Origin of the sequence: Hydrogenophaga sp. (genome assembly GCF_025699295.1) — a bacterium.
Taxonomy (GTDB): Bacteria; Pseudomonadota; Gammaproteobacteria; order Burkholderiales; family Burkholderiaceae_C; genus Hydrogenophaga.
The window spans coordinates 262,499-288,145 of record NZ_JAILWB010000001.1; the positions used below are offsets into that span (position 1 = coordinate 262,499).

Genomic DNA, 25,647 nt, shown 5'->3' on the forward strand with positions numbered 1-25,647 from the left:
TTTGCCTCTCCCTTCCCCGGCGTCCGATTCCGCAAAGACCCGCATAGCGCTGGGTGTGAGCTACAACGGCCGCGCCTACGACGGCTGGCAAAGCCAGCCGGGCGGTCGCACAGTACAGGACCAGCTGGAGCGGGCTATTGCCCACTTTTCGGCCGGCTCTCCCGTCAGGACGCTTTGCGCCGGTCGCACCGATGCCGGCGTACACGGCCTGATGCAGGTCGTGCACTTCGACTCCCCGCTGGACCGCGCCGAAAATGCCTGGGTGCGTGGCACAAACAGCTTTCTCCCTGACAACATTGCTGTGCAATGGGCGCGCAAGGTGCCGGCCAGCTTCCATGCCCGCGCTAGCGCGCGCTCACGCAGATACGCCTATGTCCTGCTGGAGTCTCCCGTGCGCCCCAGCGTGGATACCGGTCAAGTGGGCTGGGTATTTCGCCCGCTCGCCCTGGAGCCCATGCTGATGGCCACGCGGGCGCTGGTAGGCGAACACGACTTCACTTCCTTTCGCGCGGCGCAGTGCCAGTCCCATTCTCCCGTCAAGCATCTGTTCCGGCTGGACATCGCACGTCGTGGCGGCTACTGGCGCTTCGAATTCGAAGCCAATGCGTTCCTGCACCACATGATCCGCAACATCATGGGTTGCCTGATCGCAATCGGCGCCGGCAACCGCCCGCCCACCTGGATGACCGAGGTATTGCAGGCGCGCAGCCGCGACGCGGCAGCGCCGACCTTTTCCCCCGACGGTCTGTATTTCCTCGGACCGGTCTACGATGCAGCCCTGGGTCTGCCACAGCGCACACCCGCCTTTGACTGGTTGCCATGAACACCCACCGCACCCGCATCAAGATCTGCGGCCTCACGCGTGAGGCCGACGTGGATGCCGCCGTGCGCGCAGGAGCCGATGCGGTGGGCTTCGTGCTGTACGAGCAGAGCCCGCGCCACGTGAGCGCGGAGCGTGCGGGCGAGCTGGCCAGCCGCCTGCCCCCGTTTGTCATGCCGGTGCTGCTGTTCGTCAATGCCAGCCCGGAACACATCGCGCGCGGTTGCATAGCCGTACCGCAGGCGCTGCTGCAGTTCCATGGCGACGAAACGCCGGCAGACTGCCAGGCCGCAGGCCGACCCTACCTGCGGGCCGCGCGCATTCCCACCGGGTCCGCGGGGACAGGCTTCGATCTTCTAGAATACGCAACGGAACACGCAGCTGCCCAGGCCATCCTGCTCGACGCCCTGGTCGAAGGTTATGGCGGCGGCGGTCAATCCTTCGACTGGACAGCATTCCCTTGGTCACATCCACTTCTAAACGCCAGCTCTCGCCTCGTTTTGTCTGGTGGACTCACGCCTGCAAACGTGACCGATGGCATCTCTCGCGTACGGCCCTGGGCCGTTGACGTGAGCTCCGGGGTCGAAGCCGCCAAAGGCATCAAGGACCCCGACAAGATGCTCGCCTTCGTGGCCGCCGTGCGTGCGGCCGATGCGCAGATTTCCCGCCTGCCCTGACCACTCCTGACCGGGAGCCGGGCAAGTGGCCCTATCGAGACTCCCCATGCAGACTTATCAGCAACCCGACCCCCGAGGCCATTTCGGCATCTACGGCGGCAGCTTCGTGAGCGAAACGCTCACCCACGCCATCAACGAACTCAAGGTTACGTACGCGAAGTACCAGCATGACCCCGAGTTCCTCGCGGAATTCCAAAGCGAGCTTGCCCACTTCGTGGGCCGACCAAGTCCGGTCTACCACGCCGCCCGCATGAGCCGCGAGGCCGGTGGCGCGCAGATTTTCCTCAAGCGCGAGGACCTCAATCACACCGGCGCGCACAAGGTGAACAACACCATCGGGCAGGCCATGCTGGCGCGACGCATGGGCAAGCCGCGTGTGATTGCCGAAACCGGCGCCGGCCAGCACGGCGTGGCCACCGCCACCATCTGCGCGCGCTACGGCCTGGAATGCGTGGTTTACATGGGCAGCGAGGACGTCAAGCGCCAGAGCCCCAATGTCTACCGCATGAAGCTGCTTGGGGCCACCGTGGTGCCAGTGGAGAGCGGCAGCAAGACGCTCAAGGACGCACTCAACGAGGCCATGCGCGACTGGGTGGCCAACGTGGACAACACGTTCTACATCATCGGCACCGTGGCCGGCCCACACCCCTACCCCATGATGGTGCGCGACTTCCAGAGTGTGATCGGCAAGGAATGTCTGGTGCAGATGCCCCAGATGCTCAAAGCTGCCGGTTGCCGTGGCAAGCAGCCCAACGTGGTGATCGCTTGCGTGGGCGGCGGCAGCAACGCCATGGGCATCTTCCACCCCTATATCGATCACGAGAAAACGCGCCTGATCGGCGTGGAGGCGGCGGGTGAAGGACTGGACAGCGGCAAGCACTCGGCCTCGCTGCAGAAAGGCAGTCCGGGCGTTCTGCACGGCAACCGCACCTATGTGCTCCAGAACGACAACGGACAGGTGACCGAGACGCACAGCATCAGCGCCGGCCTTGACTACCCCGGCGTCGGGCCAGAGCACGCATTCCTCAAGGACATCGGTCGCGCCGAATACGTGGGCATCACCGACACCGAAGCGCTCGAAGCCTTTCACCACCTGTGCCGCACAGAGGGCATCATCCCGGCGCTGGAATCCAGCCACGCCTTGGCGTACGCGATGAAGCTGGCCAAAACCATGAAACCGGATCAATCCATCCTGGTCAACCTCTCGGGCCGGGGTGACAAGGACATCGGCACCGTCGCCGATCTGTCGGGTGTCGACTTCTACGACAGGCCGTCCATGCGCGGGCACACCGTCAAGGGAGGCAGTCCGAAATGAGCCGCATCGAAAACACGCTCTCACAACTCAAGGCTCAGAACCGCAAGGCCCTGATTCCCTATGTCACGGCCGGCTATCCGTTCGCCGACATCACCCCCGAACTGATGCACGGCATGGCCGAGGCCGGTGCCGACATCATCGAGCTGGGCGTGCCGTTCTCCGACCCTTCGGCCGATGGTCCCGTGATCCAGAAAGCCGGCGACCGCGCCCTGGCTCTGGGCATCGGCCTGGTGCAGGTACTGAGCATGGTGCGCGCGTTCCGCGAGCGCAACATCACCACGCCCGTGGTGCTCATGGGATACGCCAACCCGGTGGAACGCTACGACCAGAAACATGGCGCCGGGGCCTTCGTGCGCGATGCGAGCGCCGCCGGCGTGGACGGTGTGCTCGTTGTCGACTACCCGCCGGAGGAGTGCGAAGACTTCGCAGCCGCGCTGCGCGCACACGGCATGGACCTGATCTTCCTGCTGGCCCCGACCTCGACCGACGAACGCATGGCACAGGTGGCACGCGTGGCCAGCGGCTATGTGTATTACGTCTCGCTCAAGGGTGTGACGGGCGCGGGCACCCTTGACGTCGGCCAGGTCCAGGCGATGCTGCCGCGCATCCGCGCGCATGTGAGCATCCCGGTAGGTGTGGGCTTCGGCATCCGCGACGCGGAAACCGCGCGCGCCATCGGCCAGACCGCCGACGCGGTCGTGATCGGCAGCAAGATCATTCAGTTGCTGGAGAACGAACCACACGAAAAGGTGGTGGCCGTGGCCATCCAGTTCCTTCGCACCATCCGGAAAGCGCTCGACGCATAATTCGCCCATTGCGCCCTGCCGGCGCCACCGCACGGAGAAGCACCATGTCCTGGCTCGAAAAACTGCTGCCGCCGAAGATCACCCCGACAGACCCCACCGAACGCCGCAGCGTGCCCGAGGGCCTGTGGATCAAGTGTCCGAGCTGCGAGGCCGTGCTCTACAAGAACGATCTTGAAAAAAATCAGAACGTCTGCCCGCACTGCAGCCACCACCATCGCATTGGCGCGCGCGCGCGCCTCAACGCCTTTCTGGACGCCGAAGGCCGCTACGAGATCGCTCAGGAGGTGCTGCCAGTCGACGCACTCAAGTTCAAGGACAGCCGCAAGTACCCCGAGCGCCTGAAGGACGCACTGGAGACCACCGGCGAGACCGACGCACTGGTCGTCATGGGCGGCGCAGTGCACGGCATCAGTCTGGTGGTGGCCTGCTTCGAATTCGATTTCATGGGTGGCTCCATGGGTTCGGTGGTGGGGGAACGCTTCGTGCGCGGCGTCGAGGAAGCCATCGCGCAGAAGGTGCCCTTCGTGTGTTTTACCGCCACCGGCGGCGCGCGCATGCAGGAAGGCCTGCTCTCGCTGATGCAGATGGCCAAGACCAACGCGGCACTCACCAGGCTCGCGAAAAAGGGACTGCCTTACGTCAGCGTGCTCACCGACCCGACCATGGGCGGCGTGAGTGCAGGCTTTGCCTTCCTGGGCGACGTGGTGATTGCCGAGCCTCGCGCACTGATCGGCTTTGCGGGTCCGCGCGTGATCGAGAACACCGTCCGGGTGAAGCTGCCCGAAGGTTTTCAGCGCGCCGAGTTCTTGCAGACCAAGGGCGCGGTCGACTTCATCTGCGACCGGCGCGAACTGCGCTCTTCCATCGCCAACACCCTGGCGATGCTGCAGCGCCAGAGCGCAGACGCGGTGGTCGACGATTGATTTCCGTGCGCCCGGCAGAGGCGCTCACGCTGTCGCAACTGCCCCTGTTCCCGCTGCAGACCGTGCTGTTCACGGGAGGCTGGTTGCCGCTGCGCATCTTCGAGGTGCGCTACCTCGACATGATCGGCCGCTGCCACAAGGCCGGTGCACCTTTCGGCGTGGTGTGCCTGAGCGAGGGCAGCGAGGTGCGACGGATCGATCCGGCCTCCCCCCCCACGGGCGACGGCTTCGCGCGGGAGGTGTTCCACCCCGTGGGCACACTGGCACACATCGAAAGCCTGGAGCGGCCTCAGCCGGGTTTGATGATGATCCGCTGCCGCGGCCTGCAGCGCTTTCACGTGACGCGCCGCAGCCAGTTGCCGCACGGCCTGTGGGTGGCAGACGTGCAACTTGACGAGCCGGAGGCCGTGGTGCCGCTGCCCGATCACCTCGTCCACACCCGCGACGCATTGCAGCGCCTGCTGCGGAATCTGCAGGAACGCGATCCGGGCAACCTGGACCAGCTCCCCCTGCAAGCCCCCTATCAGTGGGACGACAGTGGTTGGGTGGCCAACCGGTGGGCCGAACTTTTGCCCGCGCCAGCCGAACTCAAGCAGCGGCTGATGACTCTGGACAGCCCCGTTCTGCGGCTGGAACTGGTCTCGGACCTGCTGGACAAGCTGGGACTGGGCGGCGTTTGAAGCCCCCCCGCCGGCGTGGGCGGCGTGTCAGCCCGGCAGCAGTGACAGCGCCTGCATATAGCGTTCGCTGACCATGAGCGCCTCCCATCGGGGGGATGCCGACCTCGGCAGGAGTGCCAGGCGGCGCCCCTCGCTCGCGGCGCTCGGTTGCCAGTGCCCTTGCAGAACAGCTCGCGAGAGCGCATCGATGGCCTCGTCGATGGGAGCGCCGCCGTCCACCACCGACTGATTGCACAGCAGGACCATGTCAGCGCCCGCCGCGAGCGCGGCCAGCGCGGCCTCGGTGAAACTCACCTCGCGGCCACCGATCTGCCGTGCGGCGGCCATGCTCAGGTCGTCGCTGAAGATGGCCCCCGTGAAACCCAGGCGATGCCGCAGGACGTCCTGCAGCCAGCGCGACGAGAATCCGGCGGGCCGCTTGTCCACCCGGGGGTAGATCACGTGCGCCGGCATCACGGCTTCCAGGCTGGCCGAGAGCCAGCCATAGGGCGCCGCGTCATCGGCCAGTATGGCCCCGAGGCTGCGACGGTCCACCGGAATCGCCAGATGCGAGTCGGCCTTGACGAAACCATGGCCCGGGAAGTGTTTGCCGCAATGCGCCATGCCGCTTTGCCGCAGGCCATGTATCAGGTTCTGCGCCAGCACCGTTACCGCACGGGGGTCACGGTGGAAGGCGCGGTCGCCGATCACGGTGCTTTCGCCGTGGTCGAGATCGAGCACCGGCGCAAAGCTCAGGTCCACGCCGCAGGCACGCAACTCGGCGCCCAGCACGTAGCCCGTGGCCACCGCCGCATTGGCCGCTTCCAGCGCGGCAGAGCCTTCGGACTCGCCGGATTTCGCGGCGCGCATCCACATCGCTCCCAGCGCAGCCATCGGCGGCAGATGAGTGAAGCCATCGGTGCGGAAGCGCTGCACGCGCCCGCCTTCGTGATCCACCGCGATCAGCAGATCGTGCCGCACGGCCTTGATCTGGCGACACAGCGCGCCGAGCTGGGCGCGGTCCTTCCAGTTGCGGCCGAACAGGATGACACCGCCCACCAGCGGATGGGCCAGGCGCTGGCGGTCCAGCGTGGTCAGGCTGTGGCCGGCCACGTCGATGATGAGGGGTGCATGTGCGTGCATGGGATTTCAGTCTCGTTCCACCACCACGAAGCTGGCGGCATAGTCGGTTTCGTCGGTCACGGTCACATGGGCGCGCAGGCCCTGCGCCTCGAACCAGGTCCTGAGCTCACCATGGAGCACGATGACAGGCTGACCACTCGGCAGATTGTTGATTTCGCAGTTGCGCCAGGACATGGGCAGGCGCATGCCCATGCCGACGGCCTTGGAGAACGCTTCCTTGGCCGAGAAACGGGTAGCGAGATAGCGCACCCCTCGCTGGGGCCAGCGCGCACCGCGCCGCTGCCAGACGACGAGCTCGGCATCGCTCAGTACCTTGCGGGCAAAGCGCTCGCCCTGGCGCTGCAACACGGCTTCGATACGCCGGATATCGCAGATGTCGGTGCCGATGCCGTAGATCATCGGGCGTCGTCGATGCAGCGCTGGTACGCGGCGACTGTCTCGCCATAACCGAGTTCGAGCGCATCGGCGATCAGGGCGTGGCCGATGGATACCTCGCTCAACCCCGGCACCGCACGCACGAACGCGGTGAGGTTCTCGCGATTGAGATCGTGTCCGGCATTCACGCCCAGCCCAACATCCAGCGCGGCCTGCGCGGCAGCGCGGAAGCGCTCCAGTTGCGCGCTGCGCTGCGCTGAGTGCCAGGCCGCGGCATACGGCTCGGTATAGAGTTCCACGCGATCCGCACCCACGGCCCTGGCACCGGCCATCTGTTCGGGCTCGGCGTCCATGAACAGGCTCACGCGCGCGCCCAGCGCACGCGCCTCGACCACCAGCGAGCGCAGGCGATCGGCGTCGGCCGGAAAGCTCCAGCCGTGATCGCTGGTGAACTGCCCTTCGCTGTCGGGCACGAAGGTGACCTGGTGTGGCCGCACCGCACGCACGAATCCCATGAGGTTGTGAAACGGGTTGCCTTCGATGTTGAACTCGCGCCCGGGCCAGGCCTTGAGCAGTTCCGCCAGATCGTGCACATCGTGCGCGCGGATGTGGCGTTCGTCCGGCCGCGGGTGCACAGTGATACCGTGCGCGCCCGCCTGCAGGCACAAGGTGGCCGCGCGCGTGACCGATGGAATGCCGAGATGGCGCGTATTACGCACCAAGGCGACCTTGTTGAGGTTCACCGACAGCGCGGTCTTCGGGAGCAGGGTGCGTGAGGCCGCGTTCATGGTGCGCTCAAGGTAGTGAGGGATTCCGGAAGGGCATCGGGATCGATCCCCCTGGGTGGGTGCGACCGGGTCATGGCCTGGACGTCGAGCATCAGTTGACGCGTCTTGAACACGCGCACGCCACTATGGTAGTGCAGCAGATTGCGCAAGGGCTGCCGCAGGGCTTGCAGGCATGCGGCACAGGCACGCAAGGTGGGAACGAACGGTGCCGGGTCGTCCATGGCCTTCTGCAAGTCCAGCCACCGCTCGCCGGTGAGCGCGCTGTCATCGCCGCTTTGCGCAGGGCTCAGCCCGCTTTCGGGCACCAGCACATAGCGCCGCCGCGGGTCAAGATCGGTCAGTGCGCTGCTTTCCTGTGCCAGATCGGGCAACAGGCCGATGTCGCGCAGCAGCAGCAGTTCGAACGCGCGCAGCACCAGTTGCTGCGCATCGCTTTTCTCAGCCAGCAACTGCACAGCCGTAGTGAAGTGATCGAACAGGCGCTCGTGCGGATCATCTCGCGCCAGCAGGCGCATCAGCAACTCGTTGAGGTAACTGCCTGACAACAACGCCTCGCCTGTGGGCATGACGTGGCCACCCTGCCAGTGCGCCGCCTTGAGCGTGCGCACCTCGGCGTCACCCGTCCAGGAGACATGCAGTGGCTGCAGCGGCAGCAGTACAGGGCGGAACTGGGACGTGGGTCGCTTGACTCCCTTGGCCACAAGGGCGATCCGGCCATGGTGGCGGGTGAAGACCTCGAGCACCAGACTGGACTCACTCCAGTCGTAGCGGTGCAAAACGAATGCGGGCTCTTCGGAGAAACGTTTCAGGGCCATGGCATGCGGCCGTGCGCGACTACTCGTAGCCGAACGAGCGCACACGCGCATCGTCGTCAGCCCAGCCCGAGCGCACCTTCACCCAAAGCTCCAGGAACACCTTGCAGTCCCAGAGCTTTTCCAGTTCCTGCCGGGCTTCGGTGCCGATGCGCTTGAGTTTCTCGCCCTTCTCGCCGATGACCATGCCCTTGTGCCCTTCGCGCTCGACGACGATGGTGGCGGCGATGCGTTTGAGCGCGCCCTCCTCCTCGAACTTGTCGATGATCACGGTGGACGTGTAGGGCAATTCGTCGCCGGTCAGCCGGAACAGTTTTTCTCGCACCATTTCGGCGGCCATGAAGCGCTCGCTGCGATCGGTCAGGTCATCCGGGTCGTGCATCCAGGGCTGTTGGGGCAGGTATTTCTCGCAAATGCCGAACAGGCGCTCGATGTCCTTCGGCGTCTTGGCCGACATGGGCACGAACTCCGCGAACGGATGGCGCTCCTGCATGGAGCGCAACCACGGCGCCAGGTCACCCCGGCGGTGCACCAGGTCGAATTTGTTGGCCACCAGCATGGTGGGCACATTGGCGGGCAGCAGCGAAAGTACCTTGGCATCGGCCAGGTTGAAGTGCCCCGCCTCCACCACGAAGAGGATCAGATCCACGTCGTTCACGGCACCGAGCACGGTCTTGTTCAGCGCTCGGTTGAGCGCGTTGCCGTGCCGGGTCTGGAATCCCGGCGTGTCTACAAAGACGAACTGTGTAGGGCCCAGCGTGCGCATGCCGGTGATGCGGTGGCGTGTGGTCTGGGCCTTGCGCGAGGTGATGCTGACCTTCTGCCCCACCAGCGCATTGAGCAGGGTGGACTTGCCTACATTGGGCTTGCCGACGATGGCGACGTATCCACAGCGCTGAACGGCAGGATCCACCGGGGCAGACATGACAGATGTCTCGCTGGCGGGGGCATCGTCCGCGGCGGGCGGACTTGCGGAGTCCTTGCCCAGGACCCGGGCCAGCATGGCATCCAGATCGGGATTGGCGGGCGCGGGAGCAGGGGAAGCAGGCATGATATGTCTTCAGCGAGGCCGAATAGGTTGAGCCGCGGTCGGCGCGTCCGCTTCCGGGGACGTCGTCGCTGCAGCGAGAGGCGGTTGCGCCGTAAGGTGTTGCAGCATGGCAGCGGCTGCGGCTTGCTCACCCGCCCGGCGCGAGGCGCCAATGCCGCGCTCGCTGCGGCCGGTCTCGGAGACGGTGCATTCCACGTCGAACGTCTGCTTGTGCGCCTCACCCAGCGTGGCCACCACGCGGTAAACAGGCAGCCTCATTTTGCGCGCCTGCAACCACTCCTGCAATTCGGTCTTCGGGTCTTTCCCCATGGCACTCATCTGCGCGTTGAGTTCGATGCCGCTGTACAGCCGCCGAACCAGCGCGGCAGCGACGTCAAACCCGGCATCGAGGTAAACAGCGCCGATCACCGCCTCAAGCGCATCGGCCAGGATGGAGGGCCGCTTGTGCCCACCCGATCGCTTCTCTCCGTCACCCAGCCGCAGCCCCGCAGACAGCCCCAGATCGGAGGCGATCTGGAACAAGGTGTCCTGCTTGACGAGGTTCGCGCGCACCCGGGAGAGATCGCCCTCGGGCAATTGGCTGAGCCTCTCGAACAGAAGGCCGGACACGGCCAGACTCAGTACAGAGTCTCCCAGGAATTCCAGCCGTTCGTTGTGGTCGGCAGAGAAGCTGCGATGCGTCAGCGCGCGCTCAAGCAGGCGCGGATTGGCAAACGGATGCTCCAGGCGCTTTTGCAGCGCCAGCAACTCTGAGTTCAAAGGAACCTGCGTCCGCAATGGCGCTGCCGGCCCGTCGCGTTGATCACTTCGACCGGCCTTCGTACTTCATCACGAGATGGGCAGGCCCCGCGAGGTGGATCTCGCGCACGTAGGCAAACGACACCACGACGCGGTCGCCTTCCTTCCCTACCGCCAAGTCCTTGCCGGTGATGGTTCTGATGTCGTCGATGGCTGCGGCCTTGTCGAAGATGCTGCGCACCTCGGCCACTGTGGAACCTGCCGACGCCTTGTCGACCGCCTTCTGGACCGCGATGTACTCGATGTACGTGGGAGCGACCTGCGCCAGGATCACGCCCGAGTAGGCGAGCAGGATGCCCACGATGAGCAGGCCGAAAAAGGTCAGGCCCTGTTGTTGCCGTTTCAGTTTCATAGTCATCTTCCTCCTGAAGCTTGCATGTTCACTCGAACCGGCCGATGCGGCCGAGATCGCCAAAGTTCATCCAGACGAAAAATGCTTTGCCCACGATGTTGGCCTCCGGGACGAATCCCCAGTAGCGCGAGTCGAGGGAGTTGTCGCGATTGTCGCCCATCATGAAATAGTGACCCGCCGGCACCTTGCAGGTGACGCCCTCCACCGAGTAACGGCATTGATCGAGGAACGGGAAGTCCGAGGTGCGGTTGATGAAAGCGGCACGGTCGTCGTCGTTGAGCGTGTTGTAGCTGCGCGTGCCCAGCGTCTCGCGGAACTGGCGGGCATACCGCATCGTCTCGTTGTCGAAGAACTCGGGCTGCGCCGCCCGAGGTACCGGCTCGCCATTTACCGTGAGCTGCTTGTTCAGGTAGGCCACCTCGTCGCCGGGAACCCCGATCACCCGCTTGATGTAGTCCAGGCTGGGTTGCGGCGGGTAGCGGAACACCATCACGTCCCCACGCTGAGGATCGTGGTTGTCCCACAGCTTGGTGTTGAACACCGGCAGGCGCACTCCGTAGTGAAATTTGTTGACCAGAATCAGGTCGCCCACGCGCAGGGTGGGAATCATGGACCCCGATGGAATCTTGAAGGGCTCGTACAGGAATGATCGCAGCACAAATACCGCCAGGATCACCGGGAACAAGCCTGCAGTCCAGTCCAGCCACCAAGGTTGCGCGAGCAGCTTTTCGCGCGCCGTGTCCACATCACCCTCGATGTGAGTAAAGCCTTGTTTGAGCAAGGCCTCCTTGCGCTTCGCGTGCTCAACCATCAACTGTTGGGCTGCGCCACGGCGCCGCGGCAGGAACACCAGTTTTTCGGCCATCCAGTACACCCCGGTCACCGCAGTGGCCAGCATCAGCAACACAGCGAAGTTGCCCTCGACGACGCCGGTGTACCAGGCGCCAGCGTAGCCGGCAAACGCCGCAAGGATCACGGCAGTGATCGTTCCCATGACCGCCTGCATCAGTCCTGCACCTGCAAAATGGCGAGGAAAGCCTCCTGGGGCACTTCGACCGAGCCGATCTGTTTCATGCGCTTCTTGCCTGCTTTCTGTTTTTCGAGGAGTTTGCGTTTGCGCGTGATGTCGCCGCCGTAGCATTTTGCCAGCACGTTCTTGCGCAGTGCCTTGATGGTTTCTCGCGCAATCACGTTGCCGCCAATGGCCGCCTGAATCGCCACGTCGAACATCTGCCGGCTGATGATCTCACGCATCTTGGCCGCCACTGCGCGCCCCCGGTACTGCGCCTGCGTGCGGTGCACGATGATGGACAGCGCGTCGACCTTCTCGCCGTTGAGCAGGATATCGACCTTCACCACATCGGAGGCACGGTACTCCTTGAACTCGTAGTCCATCGACGCGTAGCCACGGCTGACCGACTTGAGCTTGTCGAAGAAGTCCAGCACGATCTCGCCCAGCGGCATGTCGTAGGTCAGCATGACCTGCTTGCCGTGGTAAGCCATGTTGAGCTGCAGGCCACGCTTCTGGTTGGCCAGGGTCATCACCGCGCCCACGTATTCCTGTGGCATGTACAGATGCACGGTCACGATGGGTTCGCGGATTTCCTCGATGCGCCCCTGGTCGGGCATCTTGGAGGGGTTCTCCACCATGATGACCTCGCCATCGGGCTTGACCACCTGATAGACGACGCTCGGGGCCGTGGTGATCAGATCCTGGTCGAACTCGCGCTCCAGGCGCTCCTGCACGATCTCCATGTGCAGCAGGCCGAGAAATCCACAGCGGAAGCCGAAGCCCAGCGCCTGCGAGACCTCTGGCTCGTAGTGCAGCGACGCATCGTTGAGCTTGAGTTTTTCCAGCGCATCGCGCAGCGCGTCGTACTGGTTGGCCTCGGTCGGATAAAGACCGGCGAACACCTGCGGCTGCACTTCCTTGAAGCCTGGCAGGGCCTCGGTCGCCGGACCGGCGTTGTTCGGCAGCTTTTTCTCCAGCGTGATGGTGTCTCCCACCTTGGCGGCCTGCAGCTCCTTGATACCGGCAATGATGTAGCCCACCTCACCCGCCTCCAGTACCTCACGGGACTCGTTGGCCGGCGTGAAGACACCCAGGTTGTCGGCGTTGTAGACCGTGTTGGTGGCCATCATCTTGAAGCGCTCGCCCTTGAGCAGGCGACCGTCCACCACGCGCACCAGCATGACCACACCCACATAGGCGTCGTACCAGCTGTCCACGATCATCGCGCGCAGCGGTGCGTCAGGCTTGCCGCGCGGCGGCGGGATGCGCGCCACCACGGCCTCCAGAATGTCTTGAACCCCCATACCCGTCTTGGCCGAGCAGGCAATGGCGTCGGTTGCGTCGATGCCGATCACGTCCTCGATCTCGCTCCTGGCGTTGTCCGGGTCGGCGTTGGGCAGATCCATCTTGTTGAGCACCGGCACCACCTCCACGCCCAGGTCCAGCGCGGTGTAGCAGTTGGCCACGGTCTGGGCCTCCACGCCCTGGCTTGCGTCGACCACCAGCAACGCGCCTTCGCATGCCGACAGGGAACGCGAGACCTCGTAGGAGAAATCGACATGCCCCGGTGTGTCAATCAGGTTGAGGTTGTACACCCGGCCGTCGCGGGCTTTGTACTTGAGCGCGGCGGTCTGGGCCTTGATGGTGATGCCACGCTCCTTCTCGATGTCCATGGAGTCGAGCACCTGCTCGCTCATTTCGCGATCAGACAGCCCACCGCACAGGGAGATGATGCGATCAGCGAGCGTGGACTTGCCATGATCGATGTGCGCGATGATCGAAAAATTGCGGATGTGATTCATCGGGAAAAAGCTCGGACACGAGAAAAACCGCGCGAACACGGGGAACGGGCGGCCATAAAAAAGGGCGCGTCAGCTGCTGACGCGCCCATAACCAACAATCAATGGCAACTGCGATAGTTGGGGTTTCATTGTAGGCAAAAAGCCCGTGATGCACACCACCGAACCAGCGTCGTCACCTTGTTGCAGCGCAGCAACATCCGAGTTACTCACAGCCTGTCCACAGGGCGCTCAAAGAGTCCATTGGACGGCTGTGGATGACCGGGACGGTGAGCGGCAACACTCCCACATCGTGGGTTTGGCAAGCACATCGGCACAGGAATCTGTTCAGAACGGCCGCCATTTTAGCGAATTCGGTCATGAGCACGGCAATGATTGTGAGCAATCACTAACAAATTGGGCGGGGACAGCTTGATCGCATCAGGAAAACCCGGTGTGGCGAATCGGCCACCTTCAAAAAAATCCCCCCAATCCCAATCGGGACGGGGGGTTATTGGCAGGTCGACGGCGCTTCAGCGTGGTGCGCGTATGACGGCGTACTGCGCCCACTCACCACGGCGGAACAGCACATTCACCGGTCTGGATTTCTCCAGTTTGGCGAGGGCCGCCTCCACTTCCTTGACACTGGTGGTCTCCGTGTTGGCGATCGCCACGATCACATCGCCCTCGCGCAAGCCTGCGCGTGCGGCCGGCCCTTCTGCGGAAGCCACGCGCACACCACCCCGGATGTTGATCGCCTTCTTCTCGGCGGCTGTCAGCTCCGTCAGGCTCAGGCCGAGCGACTGCAGCGCATTGCTTGACTGCGCCTTGGGGGGTTCGGGCGCCGCAGCACGGGTATCCGGGCGCTCGGGTTCAAGTTCAGCCACCGTGATCGAGAGCTCACGCTGGCTGCCGCGTCGAAACACCGTCATGCTGCTCTTGTTCCCGGGCTTGGTATTGCCTACCAGGCGCGGCAGGTCCACCGATTTGTCGACATCCTTGCCGTCAAACTTCAGGATGATGTCGCCCGGCTCCACACCAGCCCTGGCTGCGGGCGAGTCCGGCTCTACGCCACGCACCAGCGCGCCTTTGGGTTGGCCCAGGCCGATCGACTCGGCCACCTCCTTGCTGACCTGATCGATCTGCACGCCGATGCGCCCGCGCGTCACACGCCCCGTCGTCCGCAGCTGGTCGGACACACGCACAGCCTCGTCGATTGGAATGGCAAACGAGATACCCTGAAACCCACCAGAGCGCGAATAGATCTGGCTGTTGATTCCGACCACCTCACCGCGCATGTTGATCAGCGGGCCACCTGAGTTACCGGGGTTGATCGCCACATCGGTCTGGATGAAGGGAAGGAAGTCGCCGGTGTCGCGCTGCTTGGCACTCACGATGCCCGCCGTCACCGTGTTCTCCAGGCCAAAGGGCGATCCGATGGCCATGACCCATTCACCCACCCGCAGGCGGTTGATATCGCCGATCTTCACGGCGGGCAGACCGGTGGCCTCGATCTTGACCACCGCCACATCGGTGCGTTTGTCCGCCCCCACGAGCCTGGCCTTGAATTCACGCTTGTCCGGCAGCGTGACGATGAGCTCGTCGGCGCCGTCCACCACGTGGGCGTTGGTCATGATCAGGCCGTCGGCGCTCAGCACGAATCCTGACCCGACACCGCGTGGTTGCGCTTCATCTGAAGGCCCTGGGCGCGGGCCGCGCGGCGTCATGCCGGGCGGAATCGGAATGCCGAAGCGCTTGAAGAATTCCAGCATCTGCTCATCAGGCGTACCTCCCCGGCTTTCCGCGCTGGCTCGCTCCAGGGTGCGGATATTGACCACGGACGGTCCCACCAGGTCCACCAGATCGGTGAAATCGGGCAGCCCACGCACGCTGGCGGTCGGCGGCACTGTCGGCACCTGAACGGTCTGGGCATGCAATGACGAAGGCAGGGTCAGTCCACCGCCAGCCAGCACGGCGACGGCCAGCGCCGCCTTCAACGGGTTTTGAACCAAGGGGGTGTGCGTCATCGTGATCCTTTACACAAACACCAAACAACCGATCTCGTCGGGACAGGCAACGGGGTCGGGCCTGGCCCCTGTCGACAGGAGTACGGCAACAACTACCGCGTGCGTTCCAACGCCATCGCGAAGCGCCGCAGCGTGGCAGTGGGCACTTCACCCAGCACGGTCAGCCAATGATCGCCCACGCGGCGATTGACCGAGTGCGTGGCCCCTACCACCGCAGAAGACTCCTGCGTATGCCGTTGCGCATCGAACGGTTCGACGAACAGCGACACCGAGGCCAGCCCGTCGGAAAACACCCATTGCATGGGCGCCATACCAGGGGCTGGCGCGCCAGCACTGGTCGCTTCCCGGGTATGGCAGCTCATGGGCATGAAGCCCGGCACGGACTCGCCCAGGCGCCAGCCCTCCGCCTCGGGCGTCGTCTTTCTCAAAAGGGGTTTGTGCACCTCATAGCCGCGGGTGTCTCTCATGAGCCGCTTGAGCTTCTCCATGCTCACCGGCGCGTCCAGCTGCAACTCGGAGAATGCCACCTGCTCCAGTACGGCTCCCTGATCGCCCAGGGTCTGCAACTTCACCACCAGGCCCGTCTGCTGCTCGGACCAGATGCGATAGCCGAAACGCAATTCGTCGCGCGGAAGAATCTCAACCATGTCGGCCAGATGCCCGGCCACGCGCTGCACGCCGACTTCTCGTGCACTGTAGAACTGCGCGATCTGGTTGCCTGGTTTGCCCAACAGTTCAGGGAACATGCCCAGCGACTCGCGCTTTTCAACAAACGCGGTTTTCGCCTCAGGCACGAAGGTGATGACTTCCTTGTTGCGCCGAATCGTGGTGCGGGGCGCACCTGTCAGCGTGTCGACGCGCTCCATCTGTTGCGTGCCATCGCAGACATGCCAGATTTTCGAGGCCGACATGGCCGCCCCCGCCGACACCACCAGCGTGCCGATATAGGCTCGCTGCCGAGAGGCTTCATGCATGCGCGTGAGCCATTCGTTGACGCTGCGCGCGCCATCAGGGGAAGGGGATGCATTCTGCGCATACACCGGCGCCATGACACCACAAGCAAACGCCATCAATGCGGCTGCGCCACGACGCCGCATGCCCCGTCGCCCATGCGGGGGCATGGGCGGCAGCACCGAGCGCACATGACCACCGTCGGAGAACCAGGGAAAGGCGAATGTCATGGTGCTTCAGCGTCCCGCGGCATCGTACGTGGCACTGCGAATGAAGCCCGTGGGCATCTGCAGGGCGGACATGCCACCATTCTGACGGTGCTCGGCCAGCAGTTCTTCGAGGCGGGCGTCACGGATCAGAGGCCCTTGCCCGGTGTTGACCACCACAGTCGTGGATGGCGCGGACTCGGGCGCCGTTGCACGAGGTGCCACCACCGCTGCGCTTGCAGAGACAGCGGCAGGTGCAGCGGCAAGCTGAGGGCCACCGCCTCCAGTGCTGGAGGGCGCGCCGCTCAAGACAGTCCAGCTGACGGCCACAACCGCAGCCAGCGAAGCCATGCCGGCCAGCAATTGCCAGCGGAAGACCGCATCGTTGGCTGCCATGGCGCGCACAGGAATGGCCGAAGGCATCGGCACCGCAATGGGCGCCGTCTCGGACACCAACCGCCCTCGCACCGCGGCAAGAAAGTCACCAGGTGGCTGAGCGGCGAACGTTGCCGACCGGTCACCCCGCAGCACATCGCCAATCACTTGATAGCTGTGCCAGTCCGCCAGGACCTCCGCAGGGTCATCCTTTGCGGCAAACAGCGCATCGAGTTGCCCGGCATCGCTCTCTCCGTCCACGAGCGCGGACAGCACGTGCCGCGGCAAATGACGGCCTTCGTCATCCGGAGAATTCAAACTGACTTGTACGGCATTCATGATGTCTTCCTGAACTTCCCGATTCCCGGGGCAAGCGGTGGCCATTGTGAACGGCTACCCTGCCCACTACCAGCGCTTGCCCGTCTGGCGCTCCAGCATCGGTTTGATGCGCGCTGAAATCGCCTCGCGCGCCCGGAATATCCGGGAACGCACCGTGCCGATGGGGCATTCCAGCGCCGTGGCAATTTCCTCGTAACTCATGCCCTCGATTTCGCGCAGGGTGATCGCCATGCGCAACTCTTCGGGCAGCGCATCCATGGCGGCATTGACCGCCTGGGCGATTTCCTTGCTGGCGAGCACCGCTTCGGGCGTCTCGGCATCGGCCGCTCCCGAATTTAGTTCGCGTTCGGGTCCGGAAGTTTCATCATCCTCCCCGGTTTTCATCTGCGACTGGAAAACCAGCGGGTCGCGCTTGAGTTCCAGAAGCTGCTTTTTGGCCGTGTTGACCGCAATGCGGTACAGCCAGGTGTAGAACTGGGCGTCGCCCCGGAACTGGGCAAGCGCACGGTAGGCGCGAATGAAGGTTTCCTGGGCAATGTCCTGCACGAGATCGGTGTCACGAACCATGCGCCCGATCAGTCGCTCCACTCGCCGCTGGTATTTCACGACCAGCATCTCGAATGCCCGCTGCTCCCCCGCGAGCGTGCGCTGCACCAGCATGACATCGCTGTCGGGCGGCGGTGGAGCGGTATGGTCTTCGAGTGTCATGCGCGCGGAAATATAACCCAGGCCTTGCGCCCCATCAGTTGCGCACGACCAGCGCGCGGCGCAAGTCGTGCCAGCGTTCCGGATTCCGTGCACGCTCTGCCCAGACCCAGCGCGTGAGCGCGTCCGCGTTGTGCAGACGCAGCAGGACGCGGGTTTGCAGATCGACCACCAGTTCCACGCGCTGCAGTGGTGCCCCCTCGGGACAGGATGCACTGCACCACATCCAGCCGCCCCGGGTCTGCGCGTGGGCTTCCCACGACAACTGGCCCGTCGGAGAGCGCCACCAGCTCCATGCGGCAAAGAACAGCCAGACCGCCCAGGCAGCGGCGCCCCACACGCCATGCCACACCCGCTGCGACGCCGCGTACACAGACCATGCTCCCAGCACCAGAGCCCCCACCGCAGCCAGTGCCACCAGAACCCAGCCGTAGAAGCGGCAGCGCCCCACCGGAAACGACACCGATGGGGCGCTGCGCATTCGGACTCGAAAAAAGCGGTGTATGCGGCTTGTTCAAACGCGGCGGAACACCAGCGTGCCGTTGGTGCCGCCGAAGCCAAAGTTGTTCTTCATTGCCACGTCAATCTTCAAGTCCCGCGCGGTGTTGGCACAGTAGTCCAGATCACACTCTGCATCCTGATTGAAGATGTTGATGGTGGGCGGCACCTTCTGATGGTGAAGCGCCAGTACGGTGAACACCGACTCGATGCCCCCGGCCCCACCCAGAAGGTGGCCGGTCATCGATTTGGTTGAACTGACCACCATGTGCTTCGCATGGTCACCCAGCGCGGCCTTGATGGCATTCGTTTCGTTGATGTCCCCCAGCGGTGTGGAGGTGCCGTGCGCATTCAGGTAGTCGACCTGATCCGGATTGACGCCTGCATTCCGCATGGCGCTCAACATGGCACGGCGAGGGCCGTCCATGTTGGGGGCCGTCATGTGCCCCGCGTCGGCGCTCATGCCGAATCCGCTCAGTTCCGCGTAAATCTTCGCGCCGCGTGCCTTGGCGTGCTCGTATTCTTCGAGCACCATCACGCCCGCACCCTCGCCCAGCACAAAGCCATCGCGGTCCTTGTCCCAGGGGCGCGACGCCGTCTTCGGGTCGTCATTGCGTGTCGACAAGGCTCGCATGGCCGCAAAGCCACCAATGCCCAAAGGAGACACCGTGGCCTCGGAGCCTCCGGCGATCATCACGTCGGCGTCACCATATTCGATCATGCGACCAGCTTCGCCGATGCAGTGCAATCCTGTAGTACACGCTGTGACGATGGCGATATTCGGACCCTTGAAGCCGAACTTCATCGAAACATGGCCAGAGATCATGTTGATGATCGATGCCGGTACAAAAAAAGGCGTGATGCGGCGTGGTCCACGATTGGTGAGCTCGGTGTGCGTCTCCTCGATCAGTGGCAGACCACCAATGCCCGAGCCAATCACGCAACCGATGCGAGTGGCCTGCTCCTCGCCCAGTTGGTCACCGATGGGAAGGCCCGAATCCGCAACCGCCTGCATGGAGGCAGCCACGCCATAGTGGATGAAGGTGTCCATCGTCCGCGCTTCCTTGGCGGTGATGTACTCCTCCAGATTGAACCCTCTGACTTCTCCTGCGAACTTGCAGGCGAAATTCGACGCATCGAACCTCGTGATGAAATCGATGCCGGATTGACCGGCCAGGAGGTTGGCCCAGGAATCGGCCGCCGTGTTGCCCACGGGGCTGACGCATCCCAGGCCGGTCACGACGACACGGCGACGGCTCATCGGTTTTTCAGGCCTTCTGGTTGGCCAACGCGTAGTCGATGGCTTTTTGAACCGTGGTGATCTTTTCGGCTTCTTCGTCGGGAATCTCGATACCGAATTCGTCTTCCAGCGCCATCACCAGCTCAACCGTGTCCAGCGAATCGGCGCCCAGGTCGGCCACGAAGGCCTTTTCGTTGGTGACCTGCCCCTCTTCCACACCGAGTTGTTCGGCAATGATTTTCTTCACACGTGCTTCGATATCGCTCATAGGTCCCTCTGAGGGTGGTTGAAATACAGGCCGCCATTTTAGCCGTGCCGGGGAGATGACCCCGGATGGCCCGCCGGGCGGCTGGCTCGACGCTAGGAATCCATGCAGTGCGCAGACTCAGGACATGAACATGCCGCCATTGACGTGCAATTCCTGCCCCGTGACATAGGCGGCCTGGGGGCTGGCGAGATAGGCCACCGCATGCGCGATGTCGGCCGGCTTGCCCAGGTGACCCAGTGGAATCTGTCCCAGCAGCGCTTTCTGCTGCTCTTCCGGCAAGGCAGCCGTCATGTCGGTTTCGATGAAGCCCGGAGCCACGCAGTTGACAGTGATGCTGCGACTGCCCAACTCGCGCGCCAGCGCGCGCGTCATGCCAGCCACTCCGGCCTTGGCGGCCGCGTAGTTGGCCTGCCCGGCGTTGCCCGAAGCACCCACCACACTGGTTATGCTGATGATGCGGCCATAGCGCTGCTTCATCATGGGGCGGATCACCGCCCGGCTCATGCGAAACACGGCTTTCAGGTTGGTGTCGAGCACCGCATCCCAGTCGTCGTCCTTCAGGCGCATGGCCAGCATGTCCCGCGTGATGCCGGCATTGTTCACCAGCACCTGCAGGCCGCCGTGGGTTTTCACGATCTCGTCGATCAGCGCCTCGGCCGCCAGCGCATCGTTCACATCGAGTTTCGCGCCCCGGCAACCGCTGCCAGCCCCTGGCGCCGTGGCGAGCGTCGCACCGATCCGGGCGGCCCCTTCGTCGCTGGTGGCGGTCCCGATCACGGTCAGACCACGGGTCGCCAGCTCCGAAGCGATGGCGGCGCCAATACCCCGCGAAGCGCCGGTGACCAAGGCCACCTGGCCAGCAAACTTGATTTCAGACATGGGGGCTTCTCCAAGCGTCAGGCCAGCAGGGCCCGGACTTCCGCGAGTGTGGCGGGGTCGAAAAGGGCCGCGCCGGTGAGGGATGGATCGACCCGCTTGACCATTGCGGTCAGTACCTTGCGCGGACCGCACTCAACCACGGTATCGATGCCGCGCACCTTGATCGCCCCCACGCACTCCACCCAGCGCACCGGCCCGAAGGCCTGACGGTACAGCGCGTCACGGATTCGATCGGGGTCGGACTCCACCGCGACATCGATGTTGTTGATCACCGGGATCAGCGGCAGCGCAAAGGGCGTCTCGGCGAGTCGTTCCTTGAGCTTCTCCGCAGCCGGCTTCATCAGACTCGAATGGAACGGCGCAGACACCGGCAACGGCAAAGTGCGTTTCGCGCCGCCTGCCTTGAGCACTTCGCAGGCCTTGTCGACGGCGGCCCTGCTGCCCGCGATCACCGTCTGCACCGGGTCATTGAAGTTCACGGCTTCCACCACTTCAGCGCTACCGGGTCCGAAGCTCGCCTGGGCTTCGCGGCAGCCGGCTTCCACGGCGTCGGCACCAAGACCCAGCACGGCAGCCATTGCGCCCGCACCCGAGGGCACTGCGTCCTGCATGGCCTGCGCCCGGAATCGCACCAACGGCACCGCTTGTGCCAGCGTCAGCGCACCGGCAGCCACCAGTGCGGAGTACTCACCCAGCGAATGCCCGGCCACCACCGAAGGCTGTGCGCCTCCTTCCGCGCACCAGACCCGCAATGCGGCGATGCCCGCGACCAGCATCACCGGCTGGGTATTGACGGTCATGGCCAGCACGTCGGCCGGGCCTTCATGGATCAGCCTGCCCAGGTCTTCGCCCATGGCATCCGAGGATTCCTTCAGCGTCTCCCGCACGGCCGGATGGTCGCCCCAGGCATCGAGCATGCCCACCGCCTGAGAACCCTGGCCCGGGAACACAAAAGCAAATTTCTTCATGAGATATTTCAATGCAGAGAGGAGAGCGAAACCGCTGTCCGTCAGAAATCAAGCAGCGCCGAACCCCAGGTGAATCCACCGCCCACGCCCTCCAGCATCAGCGTATCGCCCGGCTTCACCATGCCGCCCCGCACCGCGTGGTCCAGCGCCAGCGGGATCGAAGCGGCCGACGTGTTGCCATGCTGATCCACAGTGACCACCAGCTTGTCCAGTGGAAGTTTGAGCTTGCGCGCCGTGCTGTGCATGATGCGGATGTTGGCCTGGTGAGGGATCAGCCAGTCGATGTCCTCGGTGCTCCTGCCCGCCTTGGCCAGCACGGTGCGCGCCGTTTCCTCGAGCACGCCCACCGCCAGCTTGAACACCGCCTGACCATCCATCTTGAGCAAGGGGTCGCCCAGGATCCGGCCACCCGACACATGGCCCGGCACACACAGGATGCCCGTGTGCTTGCCATCGGCATGAATGTCCGTGGCCAGGATGCCGGGGACGTCCGAGGCTTCCAGCACCACCGCGCCAGCGCCATCGCCGAACAGCACACAGGTCGTGCGGTCGTTGAAGTCGAGCAGGCGGCTGAATATCTCGGTCCCCACCACCAGCGCCTTGCGCGCGCTGCCCGAACGGATGAGCGCGTCCGCCACGGTCAGCGCATAGATGAAGCCACTGCACACGGCCTGTACGTCGAACGCCGGGCATCCCGCGATCCCCAGCTTGTGCTGCAGGATGGACGCGGTGGAAGGAAACACCATGTCGGGCGTGGAGGTGGCGACGATGATCAGATCAATCTCACCTTTGGCGACACCGGCGGCGTCCATCGCCTGAAGACAGGCCTCGGCGGCCAGATCGCTGGCGTACACGCCATCAGCCACGAAGTGGCGCGCCCGGATACCGGTGCGCTCCACGATCCAGTCATCGCTGGTCTCCACACCACGAGGGGCCAGCATGGTCACCATGTCGGCGTTGGTCAGTCGCTGGGGAGGCAGGCTGCTGCCGGTGCCAGTGATGCGGGCGTAGCGTGTCATGCGGGACGACTCGGAATATTCAAATGGTCGGGATGCTCTTCAATTCGCTCGGCACGGACTCCGGCGAAATCAGTGGCCGGGCGTGGGCGATGCGTTCCCGCACGTTGTCCAGCAACTGATTGTGGGCCGCATCATAAGCCCGACCAAGTGCCTGCTCGAACGCAAAGGCGTCGGCCGATCCGTGGCTCTTGAACACCAGCCCCTGCAGGCCGAGCAGCGCAGCACCGTTGTAGCGCCGGTGATCAACCCGGTCTTTGAACGACTTTAGAACCGGATAAGCGACGATTGCACTCATTTTCCGCAAAAGGCTCCGGGAAAACTCCTCGCGGATGAAGCCGCTGATCATCGACGCCAGCCCCTCGCTGGCCTTGAGCGCCACATTGCCCACGAAACCGTCGCAGACCACGATATCGGTGGTTCCCCTGAAGATGTCGTTGCCCTCGATGTTGCCGATGAAGTTCAGATCGCCGGTGTTGGCGGCATTTCGGAGCAGAACGCCAGCCTGTTTGATGACTTCACTGCCCTTGATGACCTCTTCGCCCACGTTCAACAAGCCAACGCTGGGCTCCTTGCGCCCTGTGGAGGCCGCCACAAGCGCCGAACCCATGACGGCAAACTGCAGCAGGTGTTCGGCCGTGCAGTCGACGTTGGCGCCCAGGTCGAGCACGGTGGTGGCACCACCCCGAGCGTTGGGCAACTGGGTGGCGATGGCCGGGCGGTCGATGCCGTCCAGGGTCTTGAGGACGTAGCGGGCAATCGCCATCAGGGCACCTGTGTTGCCCGCCGACACCGCAGCCTGGGCCTCGCCCGCCTTGACCTGGTTGATGGCCACGCGCATCGAGGAATCCTTCTTGCGGCGCAACGCCACCTCCACCGGGTCGTCCATGGTGACGATCTCGCTGGCGGACACCACGCTGCAGCGCACGTTGTTGAGCACGTGGGGCCAAGCCTTGAGTTCCGCAGGCTTGCCCACAAGCAGCAAATGCGCCTGCGGGTGACTGGAGAGGAAGGCAGCACAAGCGGGCATGGTCACCGCCGGCCCGACATCGCCTCCCATGCAATCCACAGCGATGGTGATCATGGCAACAACATCCCGGATCGGGCGCTCAACGCACCCCAAGAATGAAAAAAGCCCGCATGCTGCATGCGGGCCAGTGTCTCAAAGGCCAACCGGGAACCCCGTTCGCGACACCGCGGCGAGGCCCGTGGCAACCCGCCATCAGGCTTCGGACTTGTTTTTCAGTACCTGGCGGCCCCGGTAAAAACCGTTCGGGCTGATGTGGTGGCGCAGGTGGGTCTCGCCGGTCGTCGGTTCGACGGCGATGCCGGGCACGTTCAGCGCGTTGTGCGAACGGTGCATTCCACGCTTGGAAGGGGATTTTTTGTTTTGCTGAACAGCCATGATGGGCTCCTGAAATCGGTAGGGTCAAACGGAATGGCACAAACGGAGCACTGTGGCCGCCCCGCTCAACCGGTCGTGCGCCTGACCAGAGCCGGTCAACAGACCGTGCAAATGGGTGCCAGCGCAAAGCCAAGCATTATAGCCCGAAGGCAGGCATCCCATGAAACGCGGCTTTTTCAGGATCCCCTGGCTTCACTTTTTCATCCGGGCCAGCTCGGCAAACGGGTTCTTCGGCGTCGAGATGGCATCGTCCGCCTCCTCACCGATGTCGCCCACCTGCATCCGGACCGGCATCGGGCAGACTTCGTGCATGGGCACAAGCGGCAGGGCCATCAGCAGTTCATCTTCCAGCACATCCAGCAGGTTGGGACGGGGCTCGAGGGCCAGCAGGTCTTCTTCACAGTCATCGTCCTGCGCCTCGGCAGCCGCCTCGTCGGTCACGAAGCGGAACCAGCGATCCACCACCAGGGGCAACTCCACAGGCCCAAGGCAACGCTGGCAGGTCAGGGACATGCGCACATCCGCCTGCAGGTGCAGCCAGACCGCCGACTCGTCGCCGCCAGCCCCCGGCCGCAACTCCCCCCGAGCGAGCCAGCGGACCGGCTCCGATGCGGCCGATGCGCCCGGCGCGCGCTCAGCATGCAGGCGCGCGAACGTCGAGAGCGGCTCCTCGGCTCGCAGACTCGCCCCGGCCTGGGCAAATGCTCGCATGTCCAGGCGCCGGGGATTCCAGGCGATCTTGGGGGCGTTTTTCATCCAGGGAGTGTAAAAGAATGCGGGGAGAATACCGGGATGACACCTGCCCCCGACACGTCTTCGCCCGCATCGTCGCGCGCCCTCATCCTTGGTTCCACATCGCGCTACCGACATGCACTGTTGTCGCGTCTAGGGGTGCCGTTCGAAGCCGTGGCGCCCAACGTGGATGAAACGCCGGGGCCGGGCGAAAAGCCGGCCGATCTTGCGCTGCGCCTGGCGCTCGCCAAAGCCCGTGACGTCGCGCGAGTCCACCCTCAAGCGGTGGTGATCGGCAGCGATCAGGTCGCCGACCTGCACGGAGAACCGCTGGGCAAGCCCGGCACCCACGAACGCGCCGTGGCCCAACTGCGGCGCATGCGGGGCCAGACCGTGGTGTTTCAAACCGCGCTCGCGGTGGTCTGCCTGGCCACCGGGTTCGAGCGCAGCGACATCGCCGCAGTGCGCGTGGTGTTTCGCGACCTGAGCGACGACGAAATCGAACACTATCTGCACGCCGAGCAACCGTATGACTGCGCCGGCAGCGCCAAGAGCGAGGGGCTGGGCATCGCTTTGCTGGAGCGCATCGACAACGACGACCCGACCGCGCTGGTGGGATTGCCTCTGATCCGCACCTGTCACATGATCCGCGCTGCGGGAGTGAAGATACTGTGAGCGCCCACTCCGAAAAGCACGGTGCCCTTTATGTGGTTCCCACACCGCTGGACT

At 64.2% G+C, this 25,647-nt stretch carries 29 protein-coding genes; 7 read left to right on the forward strand and 22 right to left on the reverse strand.

What is annotated here, in order from left to right; all coding sequences use genetic code 11:
- The first annotated feature begins 1 nt into the window (after position 1).
- The 6 genes from truA to K5880_RS01265 are packed head-to-tail and all read left to right on the forward strand — an operon-like array spanning position 2 to position 5,221.
- A complete protein-coding gene (truA, locus tag K5880_RS01240) occupies positions 2-823 on the forward strand; it encodes a tRNA pseudouridine(38-40) synthase TruA (protein ID WP_297647585.1) in 822 nt (273 codons plus the stop codon).
- Positions 820-1,497 (forward strand): phosphoribosylanthranilate isomerase, encoded by a 678-nt coding sequence (locus K5880_RS01245; RefSeq protein WP_297647588.1) that lies wholly within the window; start codon positions 820-822, stop codon positions 1,495-1,497. The genes truA and K5880_RS01245 overlap by 4 nt, the downstream gene beginning before the upstream one ends.
- 46 nt (positions 1,498-1,543) lie before the next feature.
- On the forward strand, positions 1,544-2,812 hold the full coding sequence (trpB, locus tag K5880_RS01250; RefSeq protein ID WP_297647591.1) for a tryptophan synthase subunit beta: 1,269 nt from the start codon (positions 1,544-1,546) through the stop codon (positions 2,810-2,812).
- Entirely contained in the window at positions 2,809-3,618 is an 810-nt protein-coding gene (trpA, locus tag K5880_RS01255; protein WP_297647594.1) for a tryptophan synthase subunit alpha, read from the forward strand. The genes trpB and trpA overlap by 4 nt, the downstream gene beginning before the upstream one ends.
- A gap of 44 nt (positions 3,619-3,662) precedes the next feature.
- Complete coding sequence (gene accD / locus K5880_RS01260; RefSeq protein WP_297647597.1) at positions 3,663-4,541, forward strand: acetyl-CoA carboxylase, carboxyltransferase subunit beta; 879 nt, start codon at positions 3,663-3,665, stop codon at positions 4,539-4,541.
- Positions 4,541-5,221 carry an LON peptidase substrate-binding domain-containing protein gene (locus K5880_RS01265; protein WP_297647802.1) on the forward strand — a complete coding sequence of 227 codons (681 nt, stop codon included), beginning with the start codon at positions 4,541-4,543 and terminating at the stop codon, positions 5,219-5,221. The genes accD and K5880_RS01265 overlap by 1 nt, the downstream gene beginning before the upstream one ends.
- Before the next feature lie 27 nt (positions 5,222-5,248).
- Here K5880_RS01265 and nagZ read toward each other — a convergent pair whose 3' ends face one another.
- From nagZ to K5880_RS01375, 22 genes are all read right to left on the reverse strand, one after another.
- Positions 5,249-6,343 carry a beta-N-acetylhexosaminidase gene (gene nagZ / locus K5880_RS01270; RefSeq protein ID WP_297647600.1) on the reverse strand — a complete coding sequence of 365 codons (1,095 nt, stop codon included), beginning with the start codon at positions 6,341-6,343 and terminating at the stop codon, positions 5,249-5,251.
- A 6-nt stretch (positions 6,344-6,349) separates the two neighbouring features.
- The gene (gene acpS, locus K5880_RS01275; protein WP_297647603.1) at positions 6,350-6,742 is read right to left on the reverse strand and encodes a holo-ACP synthase; all 393 of its coding nucleotides are present in this window, start codon (positions 6,740-6,742) and stop codon (positions 6,350-6,352) included.
- The gene (locus tag K5880_RS01280) at positions 6,739-7,506 is read right to left on the reverse strand and encodes a pyridoxine 5'-phosphate synthase (protein ID WP_297647605.1); all 768 of its coding nucleotides are present in this window, start codon (positions 7,504-7,506) and stop codon (positions 6,739-6,741) included. The genes acpS and K5880_RS01280 overlap by 4 nt, the downstream gene beginning before the upstream one ends.
- Positions 7,503-8,321, reverse strand: a complete 819-nt coding sequence (gene recO / locus K5880_RS01285; protein WP_297647608.1) for a DNA repair protein RecO — start codon at positions 8,319-8,321, stop codon at positions 7,503-7,505. Before recO ends, K5880_RS01280 begins: the two co-directional genes overlap by 4 nt.
- Before the next feature lie 19 nt (positions 8,322-8,340).
- On the reverse strand, positions 8,341-9,369 hold the full coding sequence (gene era / locus K5880_RS01290; RefSeq protein ID WP_297647611.1) for a GTPase Era: 1,029 nt from the start codon (positions 9,367-9,369) through the stop codon (positions 8,341-8,343).
- 9 nt (positions 9,370-9,378) lie between these two features.
- Positions 9,379-10,128, reverse strand: coding sequence for a ribonuclease III (rnc, locus tag K5880_RS01295; protein WP_297647614.1), 750 nt, complete (start codon positions 10,126-10,128; stop codon positions 9,379-9,381).
- Between the two features lie 43 nt (positions 10,129-10,171).
- Entirely contained in the window at positions 10,172-10,519 is a 348-nt protein-coding gene (locus K5880_RS01300) for a DUF4845 domain-containing protein (protein WP_297647805.1), read from the reverse strand.
- A gap of 28 nt (positions 10,520-10,547) precedes the next feature.
- Positions 10,548-11,525: a signal peptidase I gene (gene lepB / locus K5880_RS01305; protein WP_297647616.1), complete on the reverse strand. Its 978-nt coding sequence runs from the start codon at positions 11,523-11,525 to the stop codon at positions 10,548-10,550.
- Entirely contained in the window at positions 11,525-13,333 is a 1,809-nt protein-coding gene (lepA, locus tag K5880_RS01310; RefSeq protein WP_297647619.1) for a translation elongation factor 4, read from the reverse strand. The genes lepB and lepA overlap by 1 nt, the downstream gene beginning before the upstream one ends.
- Before the next feature lie 509 nt (positions 13,334-13,842).
- On the reverse strand, positions 13,843-15,336 hold the full coding sequence (locus K5880_RS01315; RefSeq protein ID WP_297647622.1) for a DegQ family serine endoprotease: 1,494 nt from the start codon (positions 15,334-15,336) through the stop codon (positions 13,843-13,845).
- Positions 15,337-15,428: 92 nt separating this feature from the next.
- On the reverse strand, positions 15,429-16,517 hold the full coding sequence (locus K5880_RS01320) for a MucB/RseB C-terminal domain-containing protein (protein WP_297647625.1): 1,089 nt from the start codon (positions 16,515-16,517) through the stop codon (positions 15,429-15,431).
- A 6-nt stretch (positions 16,518-16,523) separates the two neighbouring features.
- On the reverse strand, positions 16,524-17,207 hold the full coding sequence (locus K5880_RS01325) for a sigma-E factor negative regulatory protein (protein ID WP_297647628.1): 684 nt from the start codon (positions 17,205-17,207) through the stop codon (positions 16,524-16,526).
- Between the two features lie 66 nt (positions 17,208-17,273).
- Positions 17,274-17,915, reverse strand: coding sequence for an RNA polymerase sigma factor RpoE (gene rpoE / locus K5880_RS01330; RefSeq protein ID WP_297647631.1), 642 nt, complete (start codon positions 17,913-17,915; stop codon positions 17,274-17,276).
- A gap of 34 nt (positions 17,916-17,949) precedes the next feature.
- A complete protein-coding gene (locus K5880_RS01335; protein WP_297647634.1) occupies positions 17,950-18,393 on the reverse strand; it encodes a hypothetical protein in 444 nt (147 codons plus the stop codon).
- Between the two features lie 33 nt (positions 18,394-18,426).
- Positions 18,427-19,671 carry a beta-ketoacyl-ACP synthase II gene (gene fabF, locus K5880_RS01340; protein WP_297647637.1) on the reverse strand — a complete coding sequence of 415 codons (1,245 nt, stop codon included), beginning with the start codon at positions 19,669-19,671 and terminating at the stop codon, positions 18,427-18,429.
- Between the two features lie 7 nt (positions 19,672-19,678).
- A complete protein-coding gene (acpP, locus tag K5880_RS01345; RefSeq protein WP_066269448.1) occupies positions 19,679-19,918 on the reverse strand; it encodes an acyl carrier protein in 240 nt (79 codons plus the stop codon).
- A 117-nt stretch (positions 19,919-20,035) separates the two neighbouring features.
- Entirely contained in the window at positions 20,036-20,797 is a 762-nt protein-coding gene (gene fabG, locus K5880_RS01350) for a 3-oxoacyl-ACP reductase FabG (protein ID WP_297647640.1), read from the reverse strand.
- 17 nt (positions 20,798-20,814) lie between these two features.
- On the reverse strand, positions 20,815-21,765 hold the full coding sequence (gene fabD / locus K5880_RS01355; protein ID WP_297647643.1) for an ACP S-malonyltransferase: 951 nt from the start codon (positions 21,763-21,765) through the stop codon (positions 20,815-20,817).
- Between the two features lie 41 nt (positions 21,766-21,806).
- Entirely contained in the window at positions 21,807-22,784 is a 978-nt protein-coding gene (locus K5880_RS01360) for a beta-ketoacyl-ACP synthase III (RefSeq protein ID WP_297647646.1), read from the reverse strand.
- Between the two features lie 19 nt (positions 22,785-22,803).
- A complete protein-coding gene (gene plsX, locus K5880_RS01365; RefSeq protein WP_297647649.1) occupies positions 22,804-23,865 on the reverse strand; it encodes a phosphate acyltransferase PlsX in 1,062 nt (353 codons plus the stop codon).
- Between the two features lie 138 nt (positions 23,866-24,003).
- A complete protein-coding gene (gene rpmF / locus K5880_RS01370; RefSeq protein WP_005794249.1) occupies positions 24,004-24,186 on the reverse strand; it encodes a 50S ribosomal protein L32 in 183 nt (60 codons plus the stop codon).
- 192 nt (positions 24,187-24,378) lie between these two features.
- Positions 24,379-24,942 (reverse strand): YceD family protein, encoded by a 564-nt coding sequence (locus K5880_RS01375; RefSeq protein ID WP_297647652.1) that lies wholly within the window; start codon positions 24,940-24,942, stop codon positions 24,379-24,381.
- A 36-nt stretch (positions 24,943-24,978) separates the two neighbouring features.
- Here K5880_RS01375 and K5880_RS01380 point away from each other — a divergent pair, with 36 nt between their 5' ends.
- Complete coding sequence (locus K5880_RS01380; RefSeq protein WP_297647655.1) at positions 24,979-25,593, forward strand: Maf family nucleotide pyrophosphatase; 615 nt, start codon at positions 24,979-24,981, stop codon at positions 25,591-25,593.
- The last annotated feature ends 54 nt before the right edge of the window (positions 25,594-25,647 follow it).

What these genes read in the sequence shown, in the direction of transcription:
- K5880_RS01245 (WP_297647588.1), top strand. Translation starts at nt 820, where the DNA reads ATGAACACCCACCGCACCCGCATCAAGATCTGCGGCCTCACGCGTGAG.
- trpB (WP_297647591.1), top strand. Translation starts at nt 1,544, where the DNA reads ATGCAGACTTATCAGCAACCCGACCCCCGAGGCCATTTCGGCATCTAC.
- trpA (WP_297647594.1), top strand. Translation starts at nt 2,809, where the DNA reads ATGAGCCGCATCGAAAACACGCTCTCACAACTCAAGGCTCAGAACCGC.
- accD (WP_297647597.1), top strand. Translation starts at nt 3,663, where the DNA reads ATGTCCTGGCTCGAAAAACTGCTGCCGCCGAAGATCACCCCGACAGAC.
- nagZ (WP_297647600.1), bottom strand. Translation starts at nt 6,343, where the DNA reads ATGCACGCACATGCACCCCTCATCATCGACGTGGCCGGCCACAGCCTG.
- acpS (WP_297647603.1), bottom strand. Translation starts at nt 6,742, where the DNA reads ATGATCTACGGCATCGGCACCGACATCTGCGATATCCGGCGTATCGAA.
- K5880_RS01280 (WP_297647605.1), bottom strand. Translation starts at nt 7,506, where the DNA reads ATGAACGCGGCCTCACGCACCCTGCTCCCGAAGACCGCGCTGTCGGTG.
- recO (WP_297647608.1), bottom strand. Translation starts at nt 8,321, where the DNA reads ATGGCCCTGAAACGTTTCTCCGAAGAGCCCGCATTCGTTTTGCACCGC.
- era (WP_297647611.1), bottom strand. Translation starts at nt 9,369, where the DNA reads ATGCCTGCTTCCCCTGCTCCCGCGCCCGCCAATCCCGATCTGGATGCC.
- K5880_RS01300 (WP_297647805.1), bottom strand. Translation starts at nt 10,519, where the DNA reads ATGAAACTGAAACGGCAACAACAGGGCCTGACCTTTTTCGGCCTGCTC.
- lepB (WP_297647616.1), bottom strand. Translation starts at nt 11,525, where the DNA reads ATGCAGGCGGTCATGGGAACGATCACTGCCGTGATCCTTGCGGCGTTT.
- lepA (WP_297647619.1), bottom strand. Translation starts at nt 13,333, where the DNA reads ATGAATCACATCCGCAATTTTTCGATCATCGCGCACATCGATCATGGC.
- K5880_RS01315 (WP_297647622.1), bottom strand. Translation starts at nt 15,336, where the DNA reads ATGACGCACACCCCCTTGGTTCAAAACCCGTTGAAGGCGGCGCTGGCC.
- K5880_RS01320 (WP_297647625.1), bottom strand. Translation starts at nt 16,517, where the DNA reads ATGACATTCGCCTTTCCCTGGTTCTCCGACGGTGGTCATGTGCGCTCG.
- K5880_RS01325 (WP_297647628.1), bottom strand. Translation starts at nt 17,207, where the DNA reads ATGAATGCCGTACAAGTCAGTTTGAATTCTCCGGATGACGAAGGCCGT.
- rpoE (WP_297647631.1), bottom strand. Translation starts at nt 17,915, where the DNA reads ATGACACTCGAAGACCATACCGCTCCACCGCCGCCCGACAGCGATGTC.
- K5880_RS01335 (WP_297647634.1), bottom strand. Translation starts at nt 18,393, where the DNA reads ATGCGCAGCGCCCCATCGGTGTCGTTTCCGGTGGGGCGCTGCCGCTTC.
- fabF (WP_297647637.1), bottom strand. Translation starts at nt 19,671, where the DNA reads ATGAGCCGTCGCCGTGTCGTCGTGACCGGCCTGGGATGCGTCAGCCCC.
- acpP (WP_066269448.1), bottom strand. Translation starts at nt 19,918, where the DNA reads ATGAGCGATATCGAAGCACGTGTGAAGAAAATCATTGCCGAACAACTC.
- fabG (WP_297647640.1), bottom strand. Translation starts at nt 20,797, where the DNA reads ATGTCTGAAATCAAGTTTGCTGGCCAGGTGGCCTTGGTCACCGGCGCT.
- fabD (WP_297647643.1), bottom strand. Translation starts at nt 21,765, where the DNA reads ATGAAGAAATTTGCTTTTGTGTTCCCGGGCCAGGGTTCTCAGGCGGTG.
- K5880_RS01360 (WP_297647646.1), bottom strand. Translation starts at nt 22,784, where the DNA reads ATGACACGCTACGCCCGCATCACTGGCACCGGCAGCAGCCTGCCTCCC.
- plsX (WP_297647649.1), bottom strand. Translation starts at nt 23,865, where the DNA reads ATGATCACCATCGCTGTGGATTGCATGGGAGGCGATGTCGGGCCGGCG.
- rpmF (WP_005794249.1), bottom strand. Translation starts at nt 24,186, where the DNA reads ATGGCTGTTCAGCAAAACAAAAAATCCCCTTCCAAGCGTGGAATGCAC.
- K5880_RS01375 (WP_297647652.1), bottom strand. Translation starts at nt 24,942, where the DNA reads ATGAAAAACGCCCCCAAGATCGCCTGGAATCCCCGGCGCCTGGACATG.
- K5880_RS01380 (WP_297647655.1), top strand. Translation starts at nt 24,979, where the DNA reads ATGACACCTGCCCCCGACACGTCTTCGCCCGCATCGTCGCGCGCCCTC.